General features: G+C 74.3%; 19 protein-coding genes. 3 read left to right on the top strand and 16 right to left on the bottom strand.

Translation table 11 applies throughout. The features are described 5' to 3' along the window. Positions 1-149: 149 nt before the first annotated feature. Together K2F47_RS24355 and K2F47_RS24350 are read right to left on the bottom strand one after the other, a co-directional pair. The gene (locus K2F47_RS24355) at positions 150-1268 is read right to left on the bottom strand and encodes an FAD-dependent oxidoreductase (RefSeq protein ID WP_242907397.1); all 1119 of its coding nucleotides are present in this window, start codon (positions 1266-1268) and stop codon (positions 150-152) included. A 136-nt stretch (positions 1269-1404) separates the two neighbouring features. Further along, the gene (locus tag K2F47_RS24350) at positions 1405-2202 is read right to left on the bottom strand and encodes an SDR family oxidoreductase (RefSeq protein WP_242907554.1); all 798 of its coding nucleotides are present in this window, start codon (positions 2200-2202) and stop codon (positions 1405-1407) included. Positions 2203-2432: 230 nt separating this feature from the next. Between K2F47_RS24350 and K2F47_RS24345 the strand changes: the two genes are divergently transcribed. Then, entirely contained in the window at positions 2433-2630 is a 198-nt protein-coding gene (locus K2F47_RS24345; protein ID WP_242907395.1) for a hypothetical protein, read from the top strand. 5 nt (positions 2631-2635) lie between these two features. On the opposite strand, the gene K2F47_RS24340 is transcribed toward K2F47_RS24345, so the two are convergent. From K2F47_RS24340 to K2F47_RS24330, 3 genes are all read right to left on the bottom strand, one after another. Further along, complete coding sequence (locus tag K2F47_RS24340; RefSeq protein ID WP_242907393.1) at positions 2636-3241, bottom strand: flavodoxin family protein; 606 nt, start codon at positions 3239-3241, stop codon at positions 2636-2638. Between the two features lie 104 nt (positions 3242-3345). After that, positions 3346-4386, bottom strand: coding sequence for a Ppx/GppA phosphatase family protein (locus tag K2F47_RS24335; protein ID WP_242907391.1), 1041 nt, complete (start codon positions 4384-4386; stop codon positions 3346-3348). A 136-nt stretch (positions 4387-4522) separates the two neighbouring features. Further along, on the bottom strand, positions 4523-5446 hold the full coding sequence (locus K2F47_RS24330) for a GNAT family N-acetyltransferase (protein ID WP_242907389.1): 924 nt from the start codon (positions 5444-5446) through the stop codon (positions 4523-4525). A 406-nt stretch (positions 5447-5852) separates the two neighbouring features. On the opposite strand from K2F47_RS24330, the gene K2F47_RS24325 reads away from it, so the two are divergent. Then, a complete protein-coding gene (locus K2F47_RS24325) occupies positions 5853-8438 on the top strand; it encodes a DUF4118 domain-containing protein (RefSeq protein ID WP_242907387.1) in 2586 nt (861 codons plus the stop codon). Continuing rightward, complete coding sequence (locus K2F47_RS24320) at positions 8435-9109, top strand: response regulator (protein WP_242907385.1); 675 nt, start codon at positions 8435-8437, stop codon at positions 9107-9109. The genes K2F47_RS24325 and K2F47_RS24320 overlap by 4 nt, the downstream gene beginning before the upstream one ends. Positions 9110-9131: 22 nt before the next feature. Here K2F47_RS24320 and K2F47_RS24315 read toward each other — a convergent pair whose 3' ends face one another. The 11 genes from K2F47_RS24315 to K2F47_RS24265 all read right to left on the bottom strand — a co-directional run bounded on the left by K2F47_RS24315 (position 9132) and on the right by K2F47_RS24265 (position 20826). Then, entirely contained in the window at positions 9132-9917 is a 786-nt protein-coding gene (locus tag K2F47_RS24315) for an SDR family NAD(P)-dependent oxidoreductase (protein ID WP_242907383.1), read from the bottom strand. 124 nt (positions 9918-10041) lie between these two features. Then, complete coding sequence (locus K2F47_RS24310; RefSeq protein ID WP_242907382.1) at positions 10042-10977, bottom strand: ABC transporter permease; 936 nt, start codon at positions 10975-10977, stop codon at positions 10042-10044. Then, complete coding sequence (locus K2F47_RS24305; protein WP_242907379.1) at positions 10974-12437, bottom strand: sugar ABC transporter ATP-binding protein; 1464 nt, start codon at positions 12435-12437, stop codon at positions 10974-10976. The genes K2F47_RS24310 and K2F47_RS24305 overlap by 4 nt, the downstream gene beginning before the upstream one ends. Before the next feature lie 7 nt (positions 12438-12444). Next, the gene (locus K2F47_RS24300) at positions 12445-13443 is read right to left on the bottom strand and encodes a sugar ABC transporter substrate-binding protein (RefSeq protein WP_242907377.1); all 999 of its coding nucleotides are present in this window, start codon (positions 13441-13443) and stop codon (positions 12445-12447) included. Then, entirely contained in the window at positions 13440-14180 is a 741-nt protein-coding gene (locus tag K2F47_RS24295; protein WP_242907375.1) for an SAM-dependent methyltransferase, read from the bottom strand. Before K2F47_RS24295 ends, K2F47_RS24300 begins: the two co-directional genes overlap by 4 nt. Before the next feature lie 249 nt (positions 14181-14429). Further along, positions 14430-16256, bottom strand: a complete 1827-nt coding sequence (gene iolD / locus K2F47_RS24290; protein WP_242907374.1) for a 3D-(3,5/4)-trihydroxycyclohexane-1,2-dione acylhydrolase (decyclizing) — start codon at positions 16254-16256, stop codon at positions 14430-14432. After that, positions 16253-17119: a 5-deoxy-glucuronate isomerase gene (iolB, locus tag K2F47_RS24285; RefSeq protein WP_242907372.1), complete on the bottom strand. Its 867-nt coding sequence runs from the start codon at positions 17117-17119 to the stop codon at positions 16253-16255. Before iolB ends, iolD begins: the two co-directional genes overlap by 4 nt. Continuing rightward, complete coding sequence (locus K2F47_RS24280) at positions 17116-17985, bottom strand: Cgl0159 family (beta/alpha)8-fold protein (protein WP_242907552.1); 870 nt, start codon at positions 17983-17985, stop codon at positions 17116-17118. Before K2F47_RS24280 ends, iolB begins: the two co-directional genes overlap by 4 nt. Positions 17986-17990: 5 nt before the next feature. Then, positions 17991-18959 carry a 5-dehydro-2-deoxygluconokinase gene (gene iolC, locus K2F47_RS24275; RefSeq protein ID WP_242907370.1) on the bottom strand — a complete coding sequence of 323 codons (969 nt, stop codon included), beginning with the start codon at positions 18957-18959 and terminating at the stop codon, positions 17991-17993. Then, positions 18956-19837: a TIM barrel protein gene (locus K2F47_RS24270; RefSeq protein ID WP_242907367.1), complete on the bottom strand. Its 882-nt coding sequence runs from the start codon at positions 19835-19837 to the stop codon at positions 18956-18958. Before K2F47_RS24270 ends, iolC begins: the two co-directional genes overlap by 4 nt. Then, positions 19834-20826 carry a Gfo/Idh/MocA family protein gene (locus K2F47_RS24265; RefSeq protein ID WP_242907365.1) on the bottom strand — a complete coding sequence of 331 codons (993 nt, stop codon included), beginning with the start codon at positions 20824-20826 and terminating at the stop codon, positions 19834-19836. The genes K2F47_RS24270 and K2F47_RS24265 overlap by 4 nt, the downstream gene beginning before the upstream one ends. Positions 20827-20920: the final 94 nt, after the last annotated feature.

Raw genomic sequence — 20920 nt, 5'->3', positions numbered from 1 at the left:
TCACTGACACCGATGATGCCGGGCCTCGCCCGTCCCGTCCCCGGATCGTCAAGATCTCGGCGCCCCTATCTCCCACGCCCGACGCCTCCGTACCGCCCGCTCGGCCCCGGCCGGGCGTCCACGTCATCGAAGGAGGTGCGCGGGTCGGCCTACGGGTTCTGCTGGAAAATCTCGACGAGGTGGCGCGCGTCGCCGAAGAGGGACTCGTTCAGCTGCTCGCCTTCGGCGTTGGCGGCGGCGCTTCGGGGGAACATGGCCTGCTCGTACACCTCCAACGCGGTCTCGATGTCGTCGGGGTGCGCGGCGATGGCCTCGCCGAGTTCGGCGCCGTCGAGCAGGGCCAGGTTGGCGCCCTCACCGTTCGGGGCGGCGAGGTGGGCCGCGTCGCCGACCAGGGTGACGCCCGGTGCCCGGTCCCAGCGGTGCCCGGTCGGCAGCGCGTGGTGCGGGCGCGGGACGGGCGCGGTGTCGGACTCGGTGATCAGCGCTGTGAGCTCGGGGGCCCAGCCGTCGAACTCCGCGGCGATGCGCGCGGTGGCCGCGCGGGCGTCGGTGAAGTCGACGGCTTCGAACCAGCCCCGCGGTCTGCGCAGCGCGACGTAGGCGTGCAGGGTGCCGCCGGTCTCCCGGTGGGCGAAGATCTGCCCGTCCCGGGCGGGCGCCATCATGGACCCGCCGCCGACCGCCTTCGCGGCGCCCGGGTGCCGGGTGTCGGCGTCGAACAGGTAGGTCTCGACGAACGTGGTGCCGGTGTACCGGGGCGCGGCGGCGGTCAGCAGCGGCCGGACCCGCGACCACGCGCCGTCCGCGCCCACCAGCAGGCTCGTGGCGAGGGTGCCGCCGTCCGCGAACCCCACCTCGTGGCGGCCCCCGCCCAGCGCGCGGGCGCCGGTGACCTTGCGGCCCCACCGGACGGTGCCGTCCGGGAGCGAGTCGAGCAGGACGCGGCGCAACTCGGCGCGCATCACCTCGGGGCGCCCGCCCGTGCCGTCGTCGGCCTCGTCGAGCAGAACGGTCCCGTCCCGGTCCAGGACGCGCATCTGCTGGCGGCCCTCCAGGACGATGGCGCGGAACTCCTCCGTCAAGGCGGCCGCCTCGATGGCGACCTGCCCGTTGTAGTCGTGGACGTCGAGCATTCCGCCCTGGGCGCGCGCCCGCGGGGAGGACTCCGCCTCGTAGACCGCGGCCGGGATTCCGTGGACGTGCAGGACGCGGGCGAGCGTGAGCCCGCCGAGCCCGGCACCGATGATCGTGACGTCAGCGCTCATGGGAGTCCCCCTACAGATCGGCGCCCGCCGGACGGGCGCCCGGCAGGCATTCACCGAAGCTGCCAAACCCCGCTGACGGGTTGCTGACGTCGGACCGACACGCCTCTGACACCCCGAGGCCGAGGGCTCGGGCCGGTCAGCCGGGGTGGATCTCTCCTCCGGCGGGGACGAGGTTCTGCCCCGTGTAGTAGGAGGACAGCCGGCCGCTGGCGAAGAACACGTAGGAGGGCGCGATCTCGTCGGGGTCGGCGGCGCGTCCCATGGGGGCCTGCTCGCCGAAGCCCTCGACGCGGTCCTCGTCGAAGGTGGCGGGGATGAGCGGTGTCCAGACCGGCCCCGGGGAGACGGTGTTGACGCGGATGCCGCGTTCCAGCAGCGACTGGGCCATGCACTGCGCGAACGTCATCGCGGCCGCCTTGCTGGCCGAGTAGTCGATCAGGCTCTTGTTGCCGCGCAGCCCGTTGATCGAGCCGGTGATGACGATCGACCCGTCGTCGGGCAGGTGGTCCAGGGCCTCCTGGACGGTCCAGAAGAGGCTGTGCACGTTCACGCGGAAGGTGCGGTCGAGCTGCCCGGTGTCGATCTCGCGGACGTCGTCGACGGGCTCCTGGGTGCCGTGGTGCAGGACGAGGACGTCCAGCCCGCCGAGCTGCTCGGCCGCGAGCCGGACGACCTCGCGGGTGTGGCGCTCCTCGGCCAGGTCGCCGCCGAAGGTCAGGCAGCGCCGCCCCTCGGCCTCGACCAGCCCGGCGGTGTGCCGGGCGTCGTCGTCCTCCTCCAGGTAGGTGATCGCGATGTCGGCGCCCTCCTTGGCGAAGGCGACCGCGACCGCCCGGCCGATCCCGGAGTCGCCGCCGGTGATCAGCGCCCGCCGTCCCGCGAGCAGGCCCCGCCCCTCGTAGCCGCGCATCTCGTCGCGCGGTCGCGGGTCCATCTTCGACGTCTCGCCCGGATAGGACTGGCTCTGGCCCGAAGGGCTGTTCACGGTGGTCACCTCTTTGGATCGCTCCTGCCACGGCTTCTCTCGCCGCGCGTGCCCGGTGGCGCCGTCACGGCGGCTCGTCCGCCCCTTCCCGTCTGTCACGGGCCTTAACGCTCGCGCGGTCGTTTCACACCGGCAGGGCGGGAAGGGCGTGGAATGTCCGAACCCACACGCTGGAGGGGATGATCATGCCGAACCCGCAGCAGCCCGAGATGCGGCGGTCGGAGCGGACCGCCGTGACCGAGGAGCCGGCGCCGGAGGCCGCCGACCCGAAATCGACCGGGTCCAAGGGCCGCGCGCACGGCACCGACAAGGGGGACAAGGGCGGCGGCGAGGGCGGCGGGACCCCGCCCGGCCAGCGTCCGCCGCACCCCGAGTAGCGAGGTCAGGACGGCGGGGCGGGGATCGGGTTCGCGGCCAGCGCCGAGGCCGCCGCCACCAGGTTGGAGGCCATCGCCCGGCCGGTGCTGTGCGACCAGTCCTTGCCCTCCTCGCTCTCCAGGTAGCTCGGGCCGGGCCCGGGGCCCCGGTTCCAGTACGTCCACGCCTGGCCCGGGATCGTGTAGCCGAACTCGTTCAGCGCGCCGCTCAGATTGTTGATCACGTGGTGGGCGCCGTCCTCGTTGCCGGTGACGATCACCCCGGCGACCCGGTTGAACGCGACGGGACGTCCGGCGTCGTCGGTCTCCGACAGCATCGCGTCCATCCGCTCGATGACCCGCTGGGCGACCGAGGACGGCTGCCCCGCCCACGTCGGCGACGCGATGATCAGGATCTCCGCCGCCAGCAGTGAGCGGTGCACGGCGGGCCACGGGTCCCCCTCGCCGAGGTCGGTCTCCACGCCCGGCGGGATGTCCAGGTCCACGGCCCGGATGCTCTCGACCGTGACGTCCCGCTCCCGCAGCGCCTCCTCGACCACCGCCGCGAGCGCATGGGTGTTCGAGGTCGCCGGTGAGCGCTTCAGGGTGCAGTTGATCACTACGGCGCGCATCGGCGCCTCCCTCCGGTAAGGCTGGTCGGTCCCCGGCGGGGTACCCGGCCCACCGCCGCGAAACGTCGCTGGTCGCGCGGGCCGCGGGCGGCGGGCGCGGGCGCTCAGGCGGTGAGCGTCGGCACCGGGCGCAGCGACGACCGGCCGCGCGACGCGACGGCGGGGACGGCCTGGGTCAGCCGCGCGGTCTCGTCGTCGGCCGCCACGGGATCCGACATCGCTTGCAGGCGCCTGATGATCAGGCCCTCGCGGATCGCCCACGGGCAGATGTCGACCCGGTCGACCTCCAGCGTCGTCATCAGCGCCTCGGCCACGATCGCGCCGGCCAGGATCTGCGACGCCCGGGGCCGGGACACCCCGCGCAGCTTCGCCCGGGCCGTGGCGCGCTTCGCCGCCAGGACGGGGATCTGCTCGCGGAGCCGCTCCAGCTCCAGCACCCGCCGCGTGTACGGGCCCGCGTCGCGCTTGGGCGCGCCGGTCAGCCGGGCCAGCTGCGTGAAGGTCTTGGACGTCGCCACCGGCCGCACCGGCGGTCCCCCCTCCAGCTCCGCGAGCACCTGCGCGGACGTCTCGCTCAGCCGCTCGTACACCCGGCGGCGCAACCGGCGTATGTGCTTGCGGGAGGGCGGGTCCCCCGGCAGGTGCGCCCGGGTGAGCCGGCCCGCGCCCAGCGGCAGCGACAACGCCAGCGCCGGCTCCTGCCCGTCGCCGTGCGCGACCTCCAGCGACCCGCCGCCGATGTCGGCCAGCAGCAGCCGCCCGCCCGACCACCCGTACCAGGCGCGGGCGGCCAGGAACGTCAGCCGCGCCTCGTCCCTGCCGGACAGGAAGCCGAGCCGCACCCCGGTCGCCGCCGCGACCTCGGCGACGATCTCCTGCTGGTTCGTGGCGTCCCGCACCGCCGACGTCGCGAACGCCACCAGTTCCTCCACCCCGTGCGCGGCGGCGGCGCACACGGCCTCCCCCACCGACACGACCAGCCGCTCCATCGCCTTCCGCTCCACCGCTCCGTCCGCGTCGACCGCCTCGGCCAGCCTGGTCGGACGCTTGACCGTCGTCACCGCCGCCGGCGGCGCCCCCACCCTGAGGTCCGTCACCTTGAGATGAGCGGAGTTGGAACCCACATCGAGCACACCGATTCGCATGCCGACGCCTTACCCACACAAGACCGTTTCATTGACGTTTCTGGCACAACACACCCTTTCGACCCCGCACCACACAGGCCCGTGCCGTCCCCGAGGCCCCTCCCGGGAGGCCGTTTCGCTGCGGGGCGCGTCGCTGCTATTCGTTGCGGGCGAGCGGCTTGGTGTACTGCCAGAAGGCTCTGTTGATGCGGGCCGTGAGGGTTTTGGAGAAGAGGCCGACGGGGCCCGCCCAGCCGATCTCGGCGGTGCGCAGGCCGAGGCGGTCGCGTTGTTCGGCCAGGCAGCGCTTCATCAGGACCGTTCCCAGCCCGGCGCGGCGGTGGGCCGGGTCCACGGCCAGCGGGCCGACGATGTGGAGCTGGTTGAGGCCGTAGGCGACGAAGCCGACGGCCTCCTCCCCGTGCGTCGCCACGAGGAGGCCCGCCTCCGGGTTGTCCAGGATGACCTCGATCTCGTCCGCCCAGGCTTCTTCCATGTCCGCCGCGCCCGTACGGACCCAGGCCTGGAGGGCGGCCCTGTCCCCGGGACGGGCGCGCTGGACGCGGATTCCTGAGTCGCCCAGCCGCTTCTCGTCCTCGGCGGTGTCGAGCGGGGCCTCGAACAGGTCGACGTCCATGTTGACAAAGCAGTGCCTGCGGGAGAATCCCAGGGCTTCGAAGAAGCCGATCGCCGGGGTGTAGCGGAGATCAACTCCCGGCCACAGATAGCAGGGCGAGTTGCCCTGCACGGTGATCGCACCGCAGCCCCGATCCAGAAAGTCCGCTTCGAGATATGCGACGAGACGGCGCGCTATTCCCGCGCGCCGGGCTGACCGGTCGACGGCGATCAGGTCGATGACTCCATCGGGCTCGGATGGCCGCGTCAGGGAGCCGAAAGCCGCGCCCAGCAGAGTTCCGTCGCAGGTGGCGACCACCACGGAACGCGGCCGGCGCATCAGCAGAGCGGGGTATCCGGCGGCCGCCCGGTCGAGGTGGAGTTCTCGTTCGCAAAGGTCGCTGATCGACGGCAGGTCCGCGTCCGAGGCCGCCCGCACCGTGATCTGCCGGGTTGAATCCGCCAATGAGCCGACCCCACTTTCAGCACCGTACGACGCACCTTCGACATCGCGTTGCCCGTACCTTTCCATTGCTTGGTCCTCTGGTCAAGAGGTCCATTCTTCGATGGATTCACCAGTGATCATTCACAAAAAATAGGGGTTGCGAAAGTTCGATCGGTGAGTACTCGGCTCCGGGGGCGCCCGCGTTAGGGACGCGTTAAGCCTGGCCCGCCGGGCGCTAAGAAGGCGTCAAGACACCTCGAATCACCCCTGAGCAGGCGCTCTACTCGTCTGGTGCCCGTCCGGGCGGACGGGCGGCCCTCGACACGACCCCTTAGTGATATGTCGCGATTAGGGGTCCTGTTGGCGCCTTGCTAGATTTCGCCAGGCCGGAAAGCGGGGATGGCCCCGGCGGGGAGGTGAGCCCGGGATGGGCACGCGGGGAACCGGGGGCACGCGAGGCGCCCGGGGCACGCGAGGGACATGGCGCGTCTATCTGGGCGCGGCGCCGGGGGTCGGCAAGACCTACGCGATGCTGAACGAGGGACGGCGGCGCGCCGCACGGGGCACCGACGTGGTCGTCGGGCTCGCCGAGACGCACGGGCGGCGGCACACCGCCGAGCAGCTCGGCGCGCTGGAGGTCGTCCCCCGGCACGAGCGCGTCCACCGGGGCGCGCGGTTCACGGAGATGGACCTGGACGCCGTGCTCGCCCGCCGTCCCGAGGTCGCGCTGGTGGACGAGCTGGCGCACACCAACGTCCCCGGCTGCCGCAACGCCAAGCGCTGGCAGGACATCCAGGAGCTGCTGGACGCGGGCATCGACGTGATCTCCACCGTCAACATCCAGCATCTGGAGTCGCTGAACGACGTGGTCGAGCGGATCACCGGCGTCCGGCAGCGCGAGACCGTCCCGGACGCCGTCGTGCGCCGCGCCGACCAGGTCGAGCTGGTCGACATGACGCCCGAGGCGCTGCGCCGCCGCCTCGCGCACGGCAACGTCTACGCGCCGGGACGGGTCGACGCGGCGCTCGCCCACTACTTCCGGACGGGCAACCTCGCCGCGCTGCGGGAGCTGGCGCTGCTGTGGGTGGCCGACCGGGTGGACGAGGGCCTCGCCCGCTACCGCGACCAGCACGACATCACCGAGCGGTGGGAGGCGCGGGAGCGGATCGTGGTGGCGCTGACCGGCGGGCCCGAGGGCGAGACGCTCGTCCGCCGGGCGGCGCGGCTCGCGGCCCGCGCCGGGCACGCCGACCTGCTCGCGGTCCGGGTGGTGCGCAGCGACGGCCTCAGCGAGGGCTCGCCGCGGACGCTGGCCGACCAGCGCGCGCTGCTGGAGAGCATGGGCGGGACGTACCACCAGGTCGTCGGCGACCAGGTGGCGCGGGCGCTGCTGGAGTTCGCGCGCGGCGTCAACGCCACGCAGCTCGTGCTCGGGTCGAGCCGCCGCCCGGCGTGGCAGGCCCTGCTCGGGCCCGGCGTCGGTGCCACGGTAAGCCGGGACGCCGGCGACCTCGACGTCCACATCGTCACCCACGAGCACGTCGGCAAGGGGCGCGGGATCGCGCGGACGGCCGGTCCGGCGCTGAGCCCCCGCCGCAGGGCCGCGGGCTGGGCGCTGTCGGCGCTCGGGCCGCCGCTGCTGACGGCCCTGCTGTCGCACGGCTTCGGACGGTTCGGGCTGGTCACCGACATCCTGCTCTACCTGGCGCTGACCGTCGGGGTCGCGCTCGCGGGCGGGCTGTGGCCGGCGGTGGCGGCGGCGGTGCTGGGCAGCATGCTCGCGAACTGGTTCTTCACGCCGCCGCTCCACACGCTGACGATCGCCGACGGGCAGAACACGCTGGCGCTGGCGATCTTCATCGGGGTCGCGGTGGCGGTGTCCTCGGTGGTGGACCTGGCCGCCCGCCGCACCCGGCAGGCGGCGCAGAGCAGCGCCGAGGCCGAGACGCTGGGGCTGCTGGCCTCCAGTGTGCTGCGCGGGGAGCGGGCGCTCCCCGCGCTGCTCGAACGCGTCCGGGAGACGTTCGGGGTGACCTCGGCCGCGCTTCTGGAACGCGACGACGGCAGGTGGAGCGTGCTGGGCGCCACCGGGCCCGACCCGTGCGCGCGTCCCGAGGAGGCGGAGGTGCGGGCGCCGGTCGCGGAGGGGCGGAGCCCGGGCGGCGAGGGCGAGACGGTGCTCGCGCTGCGCGGACGGGTGCTCCCGGCGGCCGACCGGCGGGTGCTGTCGGCGTTCGCCTCGCAGGCGGCGGCCGTCCTGGAGTGGCGGCGGCTGGCGGAGGAGGCGGCCCAGGCCCGGCGGCTCGCGGAGGGCAACAAGATCCGTACGGCGCTGCTCGCGGCCGTCTCGCACGACCTGCGGACCCCGCTGGCCTCGATCAAGGCGGGCGTGAGCAGCCTGCGCGCCGCCGACGTGGACTTCGCCCCCGAGGACGAGGCGGAGCTGCTCGCCACGATCGAGGAGTCCGCCGACCGGCTGGACGGGCTCATCGGCAACCTGCTCGACATGAGCCGGTTGCAGACCGGCGCCGTCGTCCCGCTCACCCGGCACGTCAGCGTGGAGGAGGTGCTGCCCGGCGCGCTGCGCGGCGTCCCCGGGGACCGTGTCGAGACCGACGTGCCCGAGACGCTGCCGCCGGTCGAGGCCGACCCCGGGCTGCTGGAGCGGGCGCTCGCCAACGTGGTGGAGAACGCCGTCCGGCACAGCCGCGACCCGGTGCTGGTATCGGGCAGCGAACTGCGGCTCGGGCGCGGGCCGGGACGGATCGAGATCCGCGTCGCCGACCGGGGCCCGGGCGTCCCCGACGCGGCGAAGGAGCGCGTGTTCGCGCCGTTCCAGCGGCTCGGCGACGCGCCCCGGGGCACCGGCGTCGGGCTGGGGCTGGCGGTCGCCCGCGGCTTCACCGAGGCCATGGGCGGGACGCTGCACGCCGAGGACACCCCCGGCGGCGGCCTGACCATGGTGTTCGCGCTGCCGCCCGCGGGGCCGGGCGAACCGCTGGAGGGACGATGACGCGCGTGCTGCTGGTCGAGGACGAGCCGCAGATCGTCCGGGCGCTGCGGATCAACCTGCGGGCGCGCGGCTACGAGGTGGACGCGGCCCCGGACGGTAAGAGCGCGCTGGAGACCGCGGCGCGGCGGCCCCCGGACGTGGTGGTCCTCGACCTCGGGCTGCCCGACATGGACGGCGTCGAGGTGATCCGGGGCCTGCGCGGCTGGACCCGGGTGCCGATCATCGTCCTGTCGGCGCGGCACGCCTCCGCCGAGAAGGTCGCGGCGCTCGACATCGGCGCCGACGACTACGTCACCAAGCCGTTCGGCATGGACGAGCTGCTGGCGCGGCTGCGCGCGGCGGTGCGGCGCGCGCAGCCCGCCGAGGAGGCGCCGGTGGTGGACGCCGGGGACTTCGTCGTGGACCTCGCCGCCAAGCGGGTGGCGCGGGACGGCGCGGACGTCCGGCTGACGCCGACCGAGTGGCACATCCTGGAGCTGCTCGTCCGCGACGCCGGGCGGCTGGTCAGCCAGCGGCAGCTGCTGCGCGAGGTGTGGGGGCCGTCCTATGAGAAGGAGACCAACTACCTGCGCGTCTACCTCGCCCAGCTGCGCCGCAAGCTGGAGCCAGACCCGGCGCGCCCGCGGCATCTGATCACCGAGCCGGGCATGGGCTACCGCTTCGAGCCCTGACGCCGCGCCGCCGGGACCGGGCTCAGAGCATGACCCGGCCGCCCGCGACGTCGACGGTGAGGCCGGTCAGCCAGGACGCCTGCGCGGACGCGAGGAACAGCGCGGCGCCCGCGACGTCGGCGGGCTCCCCCAGCCTGCCGAGCGGGTGGGAGGCGGCGACGGCGTCCTGGACCTCCGGCGGCATGTGGCGCGCGGTGCGCTCGGTGCGGATCGTCGCGGGTGCGAGGCAGTTGGCGCGCACGCCGTCCGGCCCGGCCTCGGCGGCGACGTGCCGGGTGAGCGCCTGGACGCCCGCCTTCGCCGCCTCGTAGGCGACCGGCGCGCCCCACCGGTTGCCCATCTCGCGCCCGCCGCCGCCCGGGAGGTTGGTGGGCAGCCGCCCGGCCGAGGACGACATCGTGACGATCGAGCCCGCCCGCCGCTCCTGCATGCCGGGCAGGAAGCCCTTCAGCGTGAGGAACGTCGCGGTGAGGTTGCCGTCGACGACCGAGCGCCACTCCTGCTCGCTCATGGCCGCGGTGGGCCCGGGCCGGGCGATGCCACCGCCGGCGAAGGCGCACAGGACGCCGACCGGGCCGAGTTCGTCCTCGATCAGACCCCGGGCCTCCTCGATCGCGGCGAGGTCGGTCACGTCGGCGACCAGGCCCAGGCCGCCGGTCTCGGCGGCCACCTTCTCCAGGGCCGCGCCGTCGCGTCCGAGGACCGCGACCTTGGCGCCCTCGTCCGCGAACGCGCGGGCGGTGCGGGCGCCGATGCCGCGCGAGCCGCCGGTGACCACGACGACGGCTCCGTCGAGTTCGGTGTACATCAGGGCTCCTCAGCTGGTGGGTGGGACGGGACGAAGGTGCAGGTGAGCACCGCCATCACCAGACTGAGTGAGCGCTCACCCATTTGTCAAGCACGAAGCCCGGCACGCCGCGCGGCGGCGGGCGTCAGGTCTCGCGGCGGCGGAGGGCCTGGTCGAGGGTCACGGCTGACAGGATCAGCAGGCCTTCGATGACCTGCTTGTAGGTGGGGTTCCAGCCGAGCAGGTTGAAGCCGTTGGAGATGAGCGTGAGGATCAGCACGCCGACCATGCCGCGCCACACCGCGCCCTCGCCGCCGAGGATGCTGGTGCCGCCGAGGACGACGGCGGCGATCGCGGTCAGCTCCAGCAGGTTCCCGATGCCGGGCTGGGCGGAGCCGCCCCGGGCGGCCATGACGAGCCCGGCCGTCCCGGCGCAGGCGCCGCTGGCGGCGAACACCGCGACCCGAACGGGCCCGGTCCTGATCCCCGACAGGCGCGCCGCCTCCGGGTTGCCGCCGACGGCGCGGACGCACCGTCCGAACGCGGTCGCCGACAGCAGCACCGTGGCCGCGGCGGCGACGCCCGCGAGGACGAGGGTCGCGGCGGTGATCCCGCCGAGCGCGGTGGGCCAGCCGATCCGCTGGAACGCGTCCAGCTGCGCGGCGCGCGGGTAGACGATGGCGCCGCCGGTGATCACGACGGCGAGGCCCCGGTAGACGATGCCGAGCGCGAGCGTCGCGATGAACGAGTGGACGCGCGACAGCACGACCGCGAGCCCGGTGGCTGTCCCCATCAGCGCGCCGGTCGCGACGCCCGCCGCGTATCCGGCGGGGACGCCCGCCGACCGGGTGACGATGACGGCGACGACCGCGCTGACCGCGAGCACGGCGCCGCAGGCGAGGTCGAACACGCCGCAGACGACGCACAGCGTCATGCCGCAGGCCAGCAGCCCGACGACGACGGCCTGGTCGAGGAGGTTGACCAGGTTTCCAGTGGTGAGGAAGGTGTCGGTGGCCAGCGACAGCGCGAGGACGAGCACGCCGAGGGCCACCACGACGCCGTGGTCGCGGATCCGCCTCACCGCAGGCCCGCGAGCGCGAGGACGTCCCCGGCGCGCGCCGAGCCGCGCGGGCACTCCCCCGCGATCGCGCCGCCGCGCATGACGAGCACGCGGTGCGCGAGCCCGAGCACCTCCTCGACCTCGGAGGAGGCGACGAGCACCGCCGTCCCGCGCGCGGCCAGGCCGGTGATCAGCCGGTGGATCTGGGCCTTGGCGGCGACGTCGACGCCGCGGGTCGGCTCGTCGGCGAGCAGCACCCGGGGGCGGCGGACGAGCCACTTCCCGAAGACCGCCTTCTGCTGGTTGCCGCCCGACAGCGTCCACGCGGGGCGGTCGAGCCCGGTGCCGCGGACGCCGAGGTCGTCGGCGGTGGCCTGGGCGGCGCGGCGCTCGGCGCCCTTGCCCACGATTCCCAGGAGGCGGCGGCCGGGCAGCGTGGCCATGCGCAGGTTCTCGGTGGTCGGCCTGACCAGCACGAGCCCGTGCTCGGCGCGCGACTCGGGGACGAGCGCCATGCCGAGCGCGATCGCCGCCGCCGGTCCGCCCCGGGCGCGCAGGGGCCGTCCGGCGACGCGCACCTCGCCGGAGTCCCGGCGGTCGGCGCCGAACAGCAGCCGGAGCGTCTCGGTGCGCCCGCTGCCGACCAGGCCCGCGAGCCCGACGATCTCCCCGGCCCTGACCCGCAACGACACCCCGCGCACGGCGTCGCCGCGCGACAGGTCGCGGGCGTCCAGAAGCACCGGCGCGTCGGCGGGGACGGGCTCAGGCTCGGGGTAGCGGGTCTCGACGGGGCGTCCGGCGATCTCCTCCAGCAGCCCGTCGGCGCTGCGGCCGGCTGCGGGCGCGGTGGAGACGTGCCGCCCGTCGCGCAGGACGGTGACGGCGTCGCAGGTCTCCAGCACCTCCTCCAGCCGGTGGGAGATGAGCACGACCCCCGTCCCGGCGGCGGCGAGGCGGCGGGCGAGCGCGAGCAGCCGGGCGGCGTCGGCACGGGGCAGCAGCGCGGTCGGCTCGTCCAGCACGAGGAGCCGCGCGCCGTGCGCGAGCGCGCGCAGGATCTCGGTCTGCTGCCGCTGGACGAGCGGCAGGTCCCCGGCGCGCGCGGCGGCGGGCAGGTCGAAGCCGGTGCGGTCGAGCAGCGCGGCGAACCGCTCCCGCCGCCGGGCCGCGCGCGGGGTACCGAGGAGGACGTTGTCGAGGACGCTCAGCCCCGGGACGAGCGCGCCCTCCTGCGTGACGAGCGCGATGCCGTGGCGCAGCGCGTCGCGGGGCGCCCGCAGCCGGACGGGCGCGCCGTCGACGCTGACGTGCCCGGCGTCCGGACGGACGGCCCCGCACAGCACCCGCGCGAGCGTGCTCTTGCCCGCGCCGTTCTCCCCGACGACGCCGTGGACCCGGCCGCCGGGCAGGTCCAGCGACACCTCGCGCAGGACGGGCGTCCCGCCGTAGCTCTTGCCGATCCGGTCGAGCGCGACATCCATGCCCCGGCTACTCGTCGTACTCGCCGGTGACGCCGGGGAGCGTGGCCTTGGTGAGCCTGCCCTCGCCCGGGACGAGCGAGGCCATGTCGACGGCCGCCGGCACGTTCTGCCCCGCCGCCTTGGCGAGGCCCAGTTCGGCGGCCTTGGCGCCCGCCGTCCGCACCGGCAGGTACGGGATGCCGAACCAGCGGCCCTCCCGGACGGCCGCGACCGCCTGCCGCGACGCGCCGTTGCCGACGTAGAGGATCTTCTTGCCCTTCGCGACGCCCTCCGCGCCGAGCAGCGCCTGCGACGACCCGATCACGACCTGCACGTTCGGGTGGGCCTGGAGCACGTCCTGCATGGCCTTGCGTCCGGAGTCCTTGGTGTAGCCGCCCTCCACGGTCGAGAGCACCCGCACGCCCGGGGAGTTCTTGAGCGTGGACACGACCGCCTGCGTGCGGGCGTTGTCCAGCGGCAGCGTCTTCATGCCCTCCAGGTAGGCGACCTCGCACGGCTTCAGCCTGCGGCTGGCGCAGGCGGCCGCGCCCAGCTCGCCGAGCCGGCGGCCGTTGCGGGCGGGCACGTCCACGAGCGAGACCGCGCCGGGCACCTGCGGCTGCTCGGTGTCGTACCGGGTGCCGACCGGGGTGAACTGGACGACGACCGCGATGCCCTCCCGCACGGCCGCGCGGACGGCGGGGAACACCGCCGTGCCGTCGTTGGCCTGCACGACGAACACGCCGAAGCGCTTCGCGGTCACCGCGTCCTGGATCTGCCGAACCTGGAGCTGGGCGTCGAACGCCGAGTCGAAGAACTCCGCCGTCGCGCCCGACTTTCCGGCCTGCTGTTTCACGCCGTCGAACGTCGCGACCGTGAACGAGTTCGCCTTGGCGAACCCGAAGAACGCGATGTGCTTGGCATTCTTCGTGTCGGCCTTCTTCTCGCCGTCATTCGGGTCGGAACAGCCTCCGACCAGCAACGTCATACCGATGGCGGCGACGGCCGCCGCGTGATGCGCTCTCATGGCTTGCGTCCGACCCCCACATAGAACCATTCGCCACCGGGACGGGTGCGGTCCGCCTCGTCGTCGGGCCGCCATTCGTGCACCTCGGTCACACCGGGTTCGACCAGGTCGAATCCCGTGAAGAAACGGGAGATGGCGGCGTGCGAGCGGTGGACCAGCGGCGCGGTCGCGCCCTCGTAGACCTCGCGCGCGGCGGCGCCCTCCTCCGGGTGCGCGTCGTCGGTCAGATGGGAGACGATCAGGTGGCTGCCCGGTGCCAGCGGAGCGGTGAACTCGCGGACGACGCCCCACGGGTCCTCGTCGTCGGTGAGGCAGTGCAGGATCGCCACGAACATCACCGCGACCGGCTGGGAGAAGTCGATCAGGCGCCGCACGTCGGGGTGCGCGAGGATCTCGCCGGGCCGCCGGATGTCCTTGGAGACGACGGTCGTGGTGTCGTCGATCGCCCGCAGCGCCCGCGCGTGCGTGAGGACCACGGGGTCGTAGTCGACGTAGACGACGTGCGCGTCCGGGACCACGCTCTTGGCGACCTCGTGGACGTTGTCCTGCGTCGGCAGGCCCGTGCCGAGGTCGAGGAACTGGCGGATGCCGTGCCGCGCCGCGTGCCGGACGGAGCGCCCGAGGAACCGCCGGTTGGCCACGCAGATGTCGCGGCTCGGGCCGAGCGCCATGATCTTCTCGGCGGCCTCGCGGTCGGCGGGGTAATTGTCCTTTCCGCCCAGGTAATAATCGTACATTCGGGCAGCATTCGGGGTATCCACGTCCGGCGTGTACGGCTCGGTGCCGGGCTCGGTCAACGCGGCACCTCCCCGGGGGAGCGGCGTTCGGGGCGAAAGATCGTCACCGCAGGGATCATAACGCCGGAAGACCGTGCTCTCGTCGTTTCACCCGCGATAAGCGATATTCATCAATGTTTCACCACGGAACCGGCCAAGAACGACAAGGCGGGCCCGCCAGGGCGGGCCCGCCTCGTCCTCGAAGAGAATTCAGAGCAGGGGGCGCTGCGCCTTCTTGCCCTCCTCGTAGGCGACGCGGGCCCGCGCGGTGGACTCCAGCGTGGAGACCTCCGCGACCGGCACGTCCCACCACGCCTCGCTGTCGGGCGCGGGCACGGCCGGGTCGGTCTCCACGTGCACGACCGTCGTCCTGGACGAGTCGCGCGCCTGCGTCAGCGCCGTGCGGAACTCGGCGGCGGTGCTCGCGCGCAGCACGTCGGCGCCGAGCGCGGCGGCGTTCGCGGCGAGGTCGCCGGGCAGCCGGAACCGGGTGCCGAAGCGCTCCGCGCCGACCGACTCCGACAGGTTGCCGATCGAGGCGAACCCGTGGTTCTGGACGAGCACGACGACGAGCTTCACCCCGTCCGCGACGGCGGTGACCAGCTCCTGCGCCATCATCAGGTACGAGCCGTCGCCGACGAGGACGAACACCTCCCGGTCGGGCGCGGCGAGCTTCACGCCGAGGCCCCCGGCGATCTCGTAGCCCATGCAGGAGTAGCCGTACTCGACGTGGTAGCCCTTCGGGTCGCGCGTCCGCCACAGCTTGTGCAGGTCGCCGGGCATCGACCCGGCCGCGCAGACCACGACGTCCCGCGGCCCGCTGACCTCGTTGACGATGCCGATGATCTCCGACTGGGCCGGGAGCGGGCCGTGGCCGAGCCCGTAGGCGCGGTCGACGGCGGCGTTCCAGCGTCCCGCCAGCGCGGCGGTCTCCCGCCGGTAGGACGCGGCGACCGCGTGGCCGCCCAGCGCCACGCGCAGCGCGGCGAGCCCGGCGCGGGCGTCGGCGAGCAGCGGGACGCCCGCGTGCTTGGCCGTGTCCAGCGCCGCGACGTTGAGGTTGACGAACCGGACGCCGGGACGCGCGAACGCCGTCCGCGAGGCGGTCGTGAAGTCGCTGTAGCGGGTGCCGACGCCGAGCACGACGTCGGCGTCGCGGGCCAGCGCGTTGGCGGCGGTGGTGCCCGTCGCGCCGACCGCGCCGACCGCGGCGGGATGGTCCCACGGCAGCGCGCCCTTCCCGGCCTGCGTCTCGGCGACCGGGATGCCGGTCTGCTCGGCGAGCGCGGCCAGCTCGGCGGTCGCGCCGGAGTAGATCACGCCGCCGCCCGCGACGATCAGCGGCCGCTCGGCCGTCCGCAGCAGCGCCGCCGCCTCCTCCAGCGCGGCGGGCTCGGGGACGGCGCGCGGGACCCGCCAGGTCCGCTCGGCGAACAGCTCCACCGGCCAGTCATGCGCCTCGGCCTGCACGTCCTGCGGCAGCGCGAGCGTGACCGCGCCGGTCTCCGCCGGGTCGGTCAGCACCCGCATCGCCGCGAGCAGCGCGGCGGGGAGCTGCTCGGGACGGTTGATCCGGTCCCAGTACCGCGACACGGGCTTGAAGCAGTCGTTCACCGACACGTCGTAAGACCGTGCGTCCTCCAGCTCCTGGAGCACGGGGTTCGCGACGCGGGTCGCGAACACGTCGCCGGGCAGCAGCAGCACCGGAATCCGGTTGATCGTCGCCAGCGCCGCGCCGGTCACCATGTTCGTCGCGCCCGGCCCGACCGACGTCGTGCACGCGTACGCGCGGAGCCGGTCGTGCATCCGCGCGTACCCGACCGCCGCGTGCACCATCGCCTGCTCGTTGCGCGCGGCGCGGTAGGGCAGCGCGTCGTCCTGGAGCAGCGCCTGCCCGAGGCCCGCCACGTTGCCGTGGCCGAAGATGCCGAAGCAGCCCGCGAAGAAGCGGCGGCGCTCGCCGTCGCGCTCCGTCCACTGGTTCGCCAGGAAGCGGACGACCGCCTGCCCGACGGTGAGGCGCTCGGTCGCGCTCATCGTTCTCCCTCCGGGGTCTCGCGGGGTCCGGCCGCCGAGGTCATCGGCAGCCTCGGGTCGGGCGGCAGTTCCGGCCAGGTGCCGCGGATCCAGGCGTGCGCCGGGTCGTCGCAGATCTTCCAGACGCGCTCGCCGGGCCCGGCCATCACGTTCAGGTAGTACAGGTCGTAGCCGGGCACCGCCATCGACGGGCCGTGCCAGCCGTGCGGGATCAGCACCGCGTCGCCGGTGCGGACCTCCTCCAGCACGTCGGTGCTGCCGTAGACGCGCTGGTAGCCGATGCCCTGGCCGCCGTCCGGCGCGTCCGCGACCTCGAAGTAGTAGATCTCCTCCAGGACGGACTCGTCCGGGGTGTCCTCGTCGTGCTTGTGCGGCGGGTAGGACGACCAGTTGCCGCCCGGCGTCAGCACCTCGCAGGCGATCAGCCGGTCGGCCTCGAACGCGTCCGGCGTGCAGAAGTTGGTGACCTGCCGCGCCATCCGCCCGGCGCCGCGCAGCTCGACCGGGACGTCCTCGGCCGGGCCGTAGCGGGGCGGGAGCCGCCGCTCGCAGCGGGCCGAGGGCAGCGCGAACCGTCCACCGTCCCGCGAGACGACCCGCAGCGTCGCGTCGCGCGGCGCGTAGGCGAAGTCGGTCACCCGGGAGAACACGTCGGGACGGCCTTCGAGGTCGAACGTCTGCGTGACGTCCTCCGCCTGGACGGTGACCGTGCACGATCCGGCGAGCGGCAGCACGAGGGTCTCGGCGGCGCCGGTCTCCAGCACCGCCTCCTCCCCCGGCGCGAGCGTGAGGACGCGCAGGCCCGAGTACGTCCAGCCCGCGCCCTCCGGCGTGATCTCCAGCGAGACCTCCCGGGCGCTCACAGCAGCCCCACCGCGGCGTCGACGGCGGCCGCGACATCGCCGTCCGGCGGGTACAGCAGCGTGCGCCCCACCACCAGCCCGCGGACGGACGGCAGCGCCAGCGCCTTCGCCCAGCCGGCGAGCGCCGCGTCCGGATCGGCGGGCACCTCGCCGCCGAGCAGCACGGCGGGCAGCGTCGAAGCCGCCATGACCTCCTCCATCCGGTCCACCACCGGGACCTTCAGCCACGTGTGCGCCGACGTCGCGCCGAGCCCCGACGCGATCGACATCACCTGGATCATCGCCTCCGGCGTCAGCACGTTGCGGACCCGTCCGCCGCTCCCCCGCGTCGACAGGAACGGCTCGACCATCGCCATCAGCCCGTGCTCGGCGAGGCCCGTCACCGCGTGCGCGCACGACTCCAGCGTCCGCGCGGTCGCGGGGTCGTCCAGGTCGACGCGCAGCAGCATCTTGCCGCCGTCCAGCCCGGACGCCGCGATCGCGGCGGGGGTGTACCCGGTGAAGCGGTCGTCGATCTCGAACGCCGCGCCCGCGAGCCCGCCCCGGTTCATCGACCCGAGCACGACCTTGCCGTCCAGCGCGCCGAGCAGCAGCAGGTCCTCGATGACGTCGGGAGTGCCGAGCACGCCGTCCACGCCGGGGCGGGCGAGCGCGGCGCACATCCGCTCCAGCAGGTCGCCGCGGTCGCCCATGGCGAGCGGGTCCTCCCCGGCGCGCAGCGCGCCGCGCGCCGGATGGTCCGCCGCGATGATCATCAACCGCTCCGGCGGCGCGGTCGGTCGCCTCCGGTTCGCGGCGGCCCGCGCGATCGCGCCCGGCCGCGTCGCCCGGGTCTCGATCACCTCGGCGAGCCGTTCGGCGAACATCCCGGTCAACGCAGCGCCTCCCCGTGCTGGGCCTTCTCCATCAGTTCCTCGACCTCCGGTTCGGTGGGCATCGCGTCCGCGCATGCGAGCCGCGAGGCGACCAAGGCCCCGGCGGCGCTCGCGAAGCGGAGCGTGCGGGCGAGGTCCCAGCCGTCCAGCAGGCCGTGGCAGACGGCGCCGCCGAACGCGTCGCCCGCGCCGAGGCCGTTGACGACCTCGACCGGCGTCGGCGGCACCTGCACGACCTCCTCGGACGTGGCGGCCAGCGTGCCGCGCGGCCCCTGCTTGACGATGGCGATCGACACGCCGCGCTCCAGCAGGGCGCGCGCGGCGGCGTGCGGCTCGCGCTCGCCGACGGCCAGCTCGCACTCGTCCAGGTTCCCGATCGCGACGGTGGCGTGGTCGAGGGCGCGGCCGACGCGCTCGCGCGCCTCGTCCCGCGACTCCCAGAACATCGGCCGCCAGTCCAGGTCCAGGACGGTCGTGCCGGTGTTCGCGGCCATCGCGGCGAGCGTGCTGCCGAAGCTCGGCTCCTGCGACAGGCCCGTGACCGTCGCCCAGAAGATCCGCGCCCCGGCGATCGCGTCGAGGTCCAGCTCGTGCCGGTGGATCTCCAGGTCGGGGGCCTTGGGATAGCGGTAGAAGTACAGCGGGAAGTCGTCGGGCGGGAAGATCTCGCAGAACGCCAGCGGCGTCGGGAGCCCGGGGACGTCGGTGACGAACCGGTCGTCCACCCCGTACCCGGTGAGCGCGCGGTGGACGAAGCGGCCGAACGGGTCGGCGCCGGTCCGGGTGACGACGGCGGCCCGGTGGCCGTACCGGGCGGCGGCGACCGCGACGTTGGTCGGGCTGCCGCCGAGGTACTTGCCGAACGACTCGACGTCCTCCAGCGGGACGCCGGTCTGGAGCGGGTAGACGTCGACGCTGACCCGCCCCATGGTGATCAGGTCGTGCTCGGTCGGGTCGTGCGTCATGCCGCCGCCAGGAAGTCCAGGCAGGCGCGGACGTCCCGGGCGGGGCCGGCGGACGGGTCGGGCTCGGCGTCCAGGACCATGTCCTGCTCCAGCACGTACCAGCCGTTGTAGCCCACGCCCTCCAGCGCGTCGATGATGCCGGTGATGTCGATGTCGCCCTGCCCGAGCGGGCGGTAGATCCCCTCGCGGACGGCGGCGGTGTAGCCGATGTCGCCGGTCTGGACGCGGCGGGCCAGCGCGGCGTCGACGTCCTTCAGGTGGACGTGCGCGACGCGCCCGGCGGACGCGCGGGCCAGCTCCAGGGGGTCGGTGCCGCCGATGAGCAGGTGCCCGGTGTCCAGGCAGAGCGCGGCGTCCGAGCCGTCCAGCACGCGGCCGACCTCCTCGCGGGTCTCCACGACCGTGCCGACGTGCGGGTGCAGCACCGCGCGGTGGCCGCGCGCGGCGGCGTGCTCGGTGGCGCGGCCGAGGTTGGTCAGCAGCGCGGTCCAGTGCTCGGGGCCGAGGACGGGACGCTCGTCGTAGCCGTCCAGGCCGGTCGTCGCGGCGAGCACCACCGTCGCGCCGTGCTCTTGAGAAGCGGGTTCGCCGAAGGAGTCGAGCGCGCGGGACAGCTCGGGCAGCGGGTCGCGGCCGGGGTCGTGCAGGACGAGCGGCACGAACCCGCCCACGGGCCGCAGCCCGTAGGAGCCGAGCAGCGCCGCCCGCTCGGCGGGGTCGGACGGGAGGAACCCGTCGGGTCCGAACTCGGTCGCGGCGACGCCGAGGTCGCGCATCTCGGCCAGGACGCGCTCGGCGGCGAGCTGGTGGCCCCAGCCGGGGACCTCGCAGACGCCCCAGGAGATCGGGGCGGCGGCGACACGGGACGCGGCGATCATCGCCGGACCTCCTCGATCGTGACGGTGCGCCGTTCGCGGCGGGAGATGTCGCATGCCTCGGCCACGTAGAACGCCTCCAGGCTCTCTTCGGGTGGACATGGGCTCTCCGTACCCGCGTTCACCATGTCGACGAACGCGCGCAGCTCGGCGGCGTAGGCGTCGGCGAAGCGCTCCAGGAAGCCGGTGTGCGGCGGGCCCGCGGGGCGGAAGCCCGCGCCGGACGGGGCGAGCGGGGTGCGGTCGTCCAGGCCGACGACGACACCGTCCTCGGAGCCGAGGACCTCCAGGCGGACGTCGTACCCGGCCGCGTTGTAGCGGCTCGCGGAGACGACCGCGAGCGTGCCGTCGTCCAGGGTGAGGACGGCCGAGCCGGTCGAGACGTCGCCGACCTCGGCGAACACCGGGGCGCCGCGCTGGGCGCCGGTCGCGGTGACCTCGGCGACGGCGCGGCCGGTGACGAAGCGGACGGCGTCGAAGTCGTGCACCGAGCAGTCCCGGAACAGCCCGCCCGAGGTCGGGATGTAGGCGTCCGGCGGCGGCGCCGGGTCGAGCGTGAGCGAGCGGACGGTGTGCACCCAGCCCAGCCTGCCCGAGCGGACGGCGTCGCGCGCGGCGACGTGCCCGGGGTCGAAGCGGCGCTGGAATCCGACCTGGACCGAAACCCCCGAACCGCGGACGGCCGCCAGTGTCTGGATCGTTCCATCGAGGTCGGCCGCGACGGGCTTCTCGACGAACACGGGCAGGCCCGCCTCGACCGCGCGCACCACCAGCGGGGCGTGCGCGGCGGTCGGCGTGGTGACGACCAGCGCGTCCAGCCCGGCGCCGAATAGCGCGTCGACGGAGTCGGACCGGTCCACGCCGAGCTTGTCGGCCACCTCGCGCGCGCGTCCGGCGTCCGCGTCGGCGACCACCACCTCCTCGACCAGGCCGCGCAGCGTCTCCGCGTGCCCGGCCCCGATCCGGCCCACACCGGCCAGCCCGACCCTCATACGGTCCCCCTCCCGTTTCCTGTGCCGAGTTTCATGGAACGCTCCAATTCCTGTCAACAGTATGTCCTGACATAAGGACTTTAGCCCCCCGGTG

The sequence above is a fragment of the Actinomadura terrae genome (genome assembly GCF_022751215.1).
Taxonomy (GTDB): Bacteria; Actinomycetota; Actinomycetes; order Streptosporangiales; family Streptosporangiaceae; genus Spirillospora; species Spirillospora terrae.
This window is presented reverse-complemented; position numbering and strand designations above follow the sequence as displayed.